We start from the raw sequence: 7,374 nt of genomic DNA, 5'->3' as shown, positions 1-7,374 counted from the left end.
TTCAAATAGTTCAAGATCAAACTGATTTCTGTTAAAGTTGTCTCTTATATTTGAAAGTAAACCATATATGAGTGTCGGTCTCATGACAGCCAAATCTTCATTTATAGGATTTTTTATAGCCATAGTTTCTACATCCATTTTTAATTTAGATGTTCCGTCAGCAGGTATAAAGCTGTAATTTATAACCTCTTGAAGTCCCAATTCTTTCAATATAAGTTTAACCTTGTCTACAGCCTCTGTTTCTGGATCTTTTACTCCGGCCTTGATGTTTGCCACAGGCATTACATCTTCTATGTTCTCAAAACCATACATTCTGATGACCTCTTCATAAAGATCGGCCGTTCTTATAAGATCACTTCTGTAGCTAGGCGGACACACTGTCAGCATTTTACCTGTCAATGATTTAATTTCAAGTCCAAGATTTCTCAGGATCTCTCCCACTGTTTCTGCAGATATATCCTTACCTACAAACTTATTAAGCTTGTCTATATCGAGAGTTAATTCTATCTTTTCATGCTTTTCTACATATTTTTCCACTACACTGCTGAGGATCTCTCCGCCTGCTATTTCTTTTATGAGCTTAGAAGCTCTGTCTATTACCTCTATAGAATTCTCTCTGTCTATTCCTCTTTCAAATCTATATGAAGAATCTGAAGAAAGTCCCAAAGACTTAGAAGTTTTTCTTATATTGTCAGGTGTAAAATAAGCTACTTCCAAAAGTATGTCAGTTGTTTTTTCATCAACTTTTGTATTTAGTCCGCCCATTATTCCAGCTATGGCCACAGCCTTTTTCTCATCTGATATTACCAGCTCTCCGTTGTTTAATTCTCTCTCTACTTCATCTAAAGTTATTATCTTTTCCCCAGCCTTTGCCTCTCTCACAGTGATTTTACTTCCCTCTATTTTAGAAAGGTCAAAAGCATGCATAGGATGATTATATTCAAACATCATAAAGTTTGTTATATCAACCACATTATTGATAGGTCTAAGTCCTATAGATCTCAGTCTTTTTTTCAGCCATGCAGGAGATTCCTCTACTTTTACTCCCTTTAGGATTCTTGTACAGTATCTTTTACATCTTTCTTTATCTTCTATCTCCACATGTATATGGCTTGAAGTAGGCTCTATTACTTCGCCCATCTCATACTTAGGATATTTTACTTTTCTTTTATAGTAAGCTGCTACCTCTCTTGCTATACCTATATGTGAAAGACAGTCCGGTCTGTTTGGAGTTATTTCCAATTCAAATATTATGTCGTCGAGACCACTGTATTTTCTATACTCCTGTCCAACAGGTGCATCTTCAGGAAGTATTATTATTCCGTCCCCGTCTTCACCTATACCCAGTTCCACCTCAGAGCACAGCATTCCGCAAGACTCTACTCCTCTTACCTTAGCTTTTTTTATTTTAAAATCTCCAGGAAGTATTGCTCCCAGTTTTGCCACTACTACCTTATCTCCGTTTTTATGGTTGGGAGCTCCGCATACGATCTGAAGAGGTTCTTCCTCTCCTACTTCTACCTTTAGTAGAGACAGCTTTTCCGCTTCAGGATGTCTTCCGTATTCTACTATCTGTCCTACCACTACATTATCCAGACCTTCTCCCTGAATCTCTATAGCCTCTACCTCTTGCCCTATCATAGTAAGAGTATTTTCAAGCTCTTTAGCATTTTCTTTTATATCCACATACTGTTTTAACCAATCTAGTGAAATTAACATCGTTTCCTCCAACATCGTTTTTCTTTTATTTTTACTTAAATTGCTTCAGGAACCTTATATCATTTTCGAAAAATGCTCTCAGGTCATCTATTCCGTGCCTCAGCATGGTTACTCTTTCTATTCCCATTCCAAATGCAAATCCAGTGACCTCTTCATGATTGTATCCCACTGCTTTCAATACCTCAGGGTCTACCATTCCGCATCCCATTATTTCCAGCCACCCGCTGTCTTTACATAGTCTGCAGCCTTTTCCTTTACATATTACACACTGTACATCCATCTCTGCACTTGGCTCTGTAAACGGAAAGAAGTGTGGTCTGAATCTGACTTCTGTGTCACCGAAAACTTTTTTTACAAATTCAGTTAATATAGCCTTTAGATTGGCAAAAGATATATCCTCCCCTACCATTAGTCCTTCCATCTGGTGAAACATAGGTGTGTGAGAAACATCGTAATCGCTTCTGTATACTTTTCCAGGGCACACCATTCTAAACGGCGGTTTCCTGTCTTTCATATACCTTACCTGTACCGGAGATGTGTGAGTTCTGAGAACCACGTCTTCTGACATATAAAATGTATCCTGTAAATCTCTAGAAGGGTGGTTTTCAGGAATATTCAGAGCATCAAAATTATACTCTGTCTTTTCTATTTCAGGACCCTCTGCCACATCAAACCCCATCTCTATAAATATCTCTTTAAGCATATTCATAGTTTCAGTTATAGGGTGGTATCTTCCTGATGAAGCTTTTCTTCCTGGGAGAGTTATATCTATATTTTCAGAAGATATTCTTTCCTGCTTCTCCTTCTCTTTTACATCCACCATTTTACTCTCTAGAGCCTCTGTTATAGAGTCCCTTACTTCGTTTACCAGCTGTCCCATTACAGGTCTTTCCTCTTTAGAAAGGTCTCTCATCCCCTTCATTATCTCTGTTAGCTCACCTTTTTTACCAAGGATTCCCACTCTTAGTTCATCGAGTGCCTTCAAAGATTCTGCTTTGCAGATGGCTTCTTCTGCACTAAGTTTAAGCGATTCTATTCTGTTCCTCATTGTTCCTCCCAATTCATTAATTTATCCAAAATTTTATATGAAAATAAAAGGAAAGGAAGCAAGCTTTGCCTGCAGCCTTTCTTTTTTATGGTTTTACATCTTTAGAGTTTTTTGTGATAAAATTTAATTTCATCTCCTACAATCTCTATAGTCCCATATTTTCCATCTTTAGCTGCGCCAGGATTAAATAAAATAGGATTTTCATTGCCAATATAAGGTATATGAGTGTGTCCGAAAATGACCATATCCACATGTCTTTTTAAGGCTTCTTTTTTTATTTTTTCATATCCTGATTTTACATCATAAAGATGTCCGTGGGTAAGAAATATTTTTTTTCCTGCAATATCAAATTCCTCAACATCGTCTGTTTCAAAATCAAAGTAGTCACAGTTCCCTCTTACTATATAGTAAACTGCTTCTTCTTTTATATTTGAAAGGTCTATTGCATCACCGCTGTTATCCCCTGCTGAGATAACAATATCAGGATTTTCCCTTTCAAAAATATCTATTAATTTTTCAAGACACTGGTGACTGTCAGAAACAACTAAAACTTTCATTTTTTCCTCTTTCTAAGCTATGAATATAGGTATTTTTAAACTCTCTATGAGTTTTACCCCTATATGCCCTGTAATTTTTTCCACAAGATAAGAATGGGTCAGATTTCCCATTATGAGCATGCTGTGCTTTTCAGCTTCTTCCAAAAGAACCTCTAGCTCATCTCCCTGGCACTCTTTTGTTCTCAGTACCTTGTCACTGCCTTTTAGATACTCTGTAAAACTATTGTCTTCTTCCTCTTCTAAGCCCACTGCATAAGAGTCAAACTCTTTTACATCTTCAAATATTGACAAAAATCTAAAAAAACTTTTGTTTATTTTGAAGCTTTTGTCGTTGGCTACCATTACCTTATCAAATTTAACAGGTTCTTGAGAAACGATTATAATAGGTTTATAGTGGTTTTTCAGAATAAACTTCAAGTCAGGTGAAATTCTTTCCCCTTTTCCCAAAATAAGGAGATCATATCCCTTGAGTTCCTCTAGAGTAGTATCAGGAGTTACCCCGTCTTTTACAATGAGGTCTTTTTCATCAAAATAAGAACTAAATTTATCTTTGAGAATAGTTATCTGTTCACTCTCAAATTTTTCCCATTCTTCTACTATATATCTAGATGACGGGTCTACCACTAGCCCCTCTACTGACGGAGGGATAATCTCATGTTTTCTAAGGTCTCTCACATAGAGGCCTTTTATCTCACAATTATAATTTTCCTTCAGTGCTTTTCCTGTTTTTAAAAGATTTTCTGTGTTTAGTTCATTTCCAAAAAGAATCAGTACTCTTCTCAACATAAAATCACCACTCCCCCAAAAAAGCGATAAAAACTAAACCACTTCATTCTATTTTAACATAACAAGGGTGTTTTTATAAAGATTTTTTTGTCATACATAATACCCCAATGAATGGCTGTATATACGCCACTCTCCCCCCTGCTTTCTGAGAATAAAAGTCATCTCTTCCGTGTTATTCTTTATTGTTTCATATAAAAAAAGTTCCACGTCCCCCTCTTTCAAAACATTAGGGGTGCTTCCGCTGTTTCTCACAGCTAATTCCTCTTTAGAAACAATTCTCTTCCTTCTTATTTTATACTGAATATTTCTCATTTTCCCTACAATTGTCAGATTTTTTTTGTCTATAAAGCAGCTGTTTAACAGATCTTTATTCCCTGTTCTGAGGGCTGCATAATATACCTCTATAACTGCCTCTGGGGTATCAAAGTGATATGAGCTCTCCTCGACTGTCTTTTGAGGGTCAACAGAAGAACACCCAAATATGTACATAGACAATAATAATAGGATTATATTTTTCAACTTCTCACCTCTCTAATTATTAAAAAGAAGGGACTTTTAGTCCCCCCTTTTTATTCTGCGTTTTCTTCTTCTTCTAAAATCTTTTCTTCTATATTTTTCATTACTTTTACTATACTTACCAGTTTTTCATCTTCCTCTACCCTCATTATTCTTACACCTTGTGTGGCTCTTCCTATGAGAGATATTGTGTCTGCAGGAGTTCTTATTACTATTCCGTTAGAAGTTATTGCCATAAGCTCCTCTTCCTCTGTTACAGATGTCACCTCTACTACTACACCTGTTTTTTCATTACATCTCAGGTTGATTACACCTTTTCCAGATCTTGACTGAAGTGGGTATTCATCTTCCCTGGTTCTCTTTCCATAACCGTTTTCTGTTACAGTTAGAATTGTAGTATCTTCTCTTTTTATGATTACAGCAGAGACTACATCATCGTCTTTTCTCAGGTTGATTCCTCTTACTCCCACAGTTGCTCTTCCCATGTTTCTTACATTTTCATGTGGGAACTTTATAGAATATCCGTCTTTTGTCGCTATAAACACCTGATCGTTTGGAGACTCTACAAGTCCTACAAATATGAGGTCATCTCCTTCTTTAAGTTTTATAGCTCTCAGTCCCGATCTGTTTAGATTCTTAAACTCGCTTAAGACTGTTTTCTTCACAACCCCTTCTTTTGTTGCAAATAAAAGGTCCTGAGTTTCGCTGAACTCTCTGGTCTTTATTATAGATCTTACCTTTTCATCCTCTTGAAGATTTATGAGGTTGGCTATGAGTTTTCCTCTAGACTGCTTTGAAAACTCAGGTATCTCATATACCTTCAGGTTGTATACTTTTCCGGTGTCTGTGAAAATCATAAGTGTATCCAGATTTGACGCCGTATACATATTTTCTAAGAAGTCACCCTCTACAGTATTTTGGGTAGATACACCTTTTCCGCCTCTTTTTTGGGCTTTATACTTATCTAGTCCCATTCTTTTTACATAACCTTTGTTTGTAAGGGTTACTATTACTTTTTCATCTTTAATTAGATCCTCTATATTTATGTCGAGTCTCTCTTCCTCTATCTGAGTTCTTCTGTCATCAATGTATTTTTCTCTCAGATCTTCACAATCATCTCTGATGATGTCATAGACTTTCTCGTCATTAGACAGAATTTCCTTAAGTCCCTTTATGTGTTCCATGAGAGCTGTATACTCATTTTCCACCTTTTCTCTCTCAAGACCAGTCAATCTCTGAAGTTTCATATCCAGGATGGATCTAGCCTGAAGGTCTGAGAAACTGTATTTTTCTATCAGTTGTTCTCTTGCATCATTACCGTCTTTACAAGCTCTTATTATCTCTATTATTCTGTCTATATTTTCTAGAGCTACTCTGAATCCTTCCAATATGTGGGCTCTGTTTTCAGATTTTTCAAGATCGTATTTTGTTCTTCTTGTTATTACATCAAACCTGTGATTTATATAATGGTTTAATATCTCTTTTAGGTTCAGCACCTTCGGAGCGTTGTCTACAAGAGCCAGAAGTATTATTCCAAAAGTATTTTGAAGTTCTGTATATTTGTACAGTTTATTCAGTACAATTTCAGGCTCCTCATCCTTTTTCAGCTCTACTACTACCCTCATACCTTCTCTTGAAGAAGATTCATCTCTCAGGTCTGTTATTCCCGTGATCTTTTTCTCCTTTACAAGTTCAGCAATCTTCTCTATCATTCTTGCTTTATTTACCTGAAAAGGTATCTCTGTTATTATTATGTTTGATTTTCCGTTTTTAAGCTCTTCTATATCTACTTTTCCACGGACTCTTACTCTTCCTCTTCCTGTTGTATAGGCTTCGTGTATTCCCTTAGTTCCGTCGATTATTCCTCCAGTAGGGAAGTCAGGACCTTTTACATATTCCATTAGCTCTTCAGAGGTTATATCTTTGTTTTCAATAAGGGCCAGTATACCTTCTAAAAGCTCTCCTAAATTGTGAGGAGGTATATTTGTGGCCATTCCTACTGCTATTCCTGTTGCTCCGTTCAGAAGAAGGTTTGGCAGTTTTGCCGGGAGAACCTGGGGCTCATCCAGTGAGTCGTCAAAGTTTTTCCTGTAGTCTATGGTATTCTTATCTATATCCACAAGAAGTTCCGACGTTATTTTCGACATTCTTGCTTCTGTATATCTCATTGCCGCAGCTGAATCTCCGTCTATGGAACCAAAGTTTCCGTGACCGTCAATAAGCTGATATCTAAAGTTGAAATCCTGAGCCATTCTCACCATTGTATTGTATACTGCCGAATCTCCGTGAGGATGATACTTACCTAGTACTTCTCCTACTATTCTTGCTGATTTTTTAAATGGTTTGTCATGAGTCATACCCATCTCACTCATGGCAAAAAGTATTCTTCTGTGTACCGGTTTCAGACCGTCTCTTACATCTGGAAGAGCACGACTTACAATAACACTCATGGAATAATCCAGGTAAGATTGTTTCATCTCCTCTTCGATGTATCTGACATTTATATTAGACATGGTTCTCCTCCCGTGGCTGTTATTACATCAGATTTTCCGGTTTTTACAGAAAATCTGATTGGAATAAAACTAGCTGTTTTTTTAGCTCGATTTTTAGCGTTTCTCTTTTTTATTTTTTCCCTGTTTATTGCCAGAGTTATATGTCCAGGTTTTTTACAAAGTGAGAGTGCTCTTCGATAAAGTTTCTTCTAGGCTCTACTTTGTCTCCCATCAGCTTGTCAAAAAGTATATCAGC

General features: G+C 36.7%; 6 protein-coding genes. All 6 read right to left on the bottom strand.

Features of this window, described 5'->3' with window-relative positions:
• The coding region (gene pheT, locus ABZA26_RS04095) for a phenylalanine--tRNA ligase subunit beta (protein ID WP_372713245.1) at positions 1–1,719 on the bottom strand (1,719 nt) is incomplete at its 3' end.
• A gap of 31 nt (positions 1,720–1,750) precedes the next feature.
• Positions 1,751–2,767 (bottom strand): phenylalanine--tRNA ligase subunit alpha, encoded by a 1,017-nt coding sequence (pheS, locus tag ABZA26_RS04090; RefSeq protein WP_372713244.1) that lies wholly within the window; start codon positions 2,765–2,767, stop codon positions 1,751–1,753.
• A 101-nt stretch (positions 2,768–2,868) separates the two neighbouring features.
• Complete coding sequence (locus tag ABZA26_RS04085) at positions 2,869–3,324, bottom strand: YfcE family phosphodiesterase (protein ID WP_372713243.1); 456 nt, start codon at positions 3,322–3,324, stop codon at positions 2,869–2,871.
• Positions 3,325–3,336: 12 nt separating this feature from the next.
• Positions 3,337–4,110: a hypothetical protein gene (locus ABZA26_RS04080; RefSeq protein WP_372713242.1), complete on the bottom strand. Its 774-nt coding sequence runs from the start codon at positions 4,108–4,110 to the stop codon at positions 3,337–3,339.
• 90 nt (positions 4,111–4,200) lie between these two features.
• On the bottom strand, positions 4,201–4,629 hold the full coding sequence (locus tag ABZA26_RS04075; protein ID WP_372713241.1) for a hypothetical protein: 429 nt from the start codon (positions 4,627–4,629) through the stop codon (positions 4,201–4,203).
• 50 nt (positions 4,630–4,679) lie between these two features.
• Positions 4,680–7,139: a DNA gyrase subunit A gene (gyrA, locus tag ABZA26_RS04070; protein ID WP_372713240.1), complete on the bottom strand. Its 2,460-nt coding sequence runs from the start codon at positions 7,137–7,139 to the stop codon at positions 4,680–4,682.
• Between the last annotated feature and the right edge of the window lie 235 nt (positions 7,140–7,374).

It is taken from the genome of Ilyobacter sp. (genome assembly GCF_041583315.1).
In the GTDB taxonomy this organism is placed as follows: Bacteria; Fusobacteriota; Fusobacteriia; order Fusobacteriales; family Fusobacteriaceae; genus Ilyobacter.
Note: the sequence above shows the minus strand (reverse complement) of the source record. Positions and strands in the feature narration are given on the sequence as shown.

Excerpts from the sequence above, each read along its gene's own strand:
- pheS (WP_372713244.1), bottom strand. The coding sequence starts at position 2,767 with ATGAGGAACAGAATAGAATCGCTTAAACTTAGTGCAGAAGAAGCCATC.
- ABZA26_RS04085 (WP_372713243.1), bottom strand. The coding sequence starts at position 3,324 with ATGAAAGTTTTAGTTGTTTCTGACAGTCACCAGTGTCTTGAAAAATTA.
- gyrA (WP_372713240.1), bottom strand. The coding sequence starts at position 7,139 with ATGTCTAATATAAATGTCAGATACATCGAAGAGGAGATGAAACAATCT.
- ABZA26_RS04080 (WP_372713242.1), bottom strand. The coding sequence starts at position 4,110 with ATGTTGAGAAGAGTACTGATTCTTTTTGGAAATGAACTAAACACAGAA.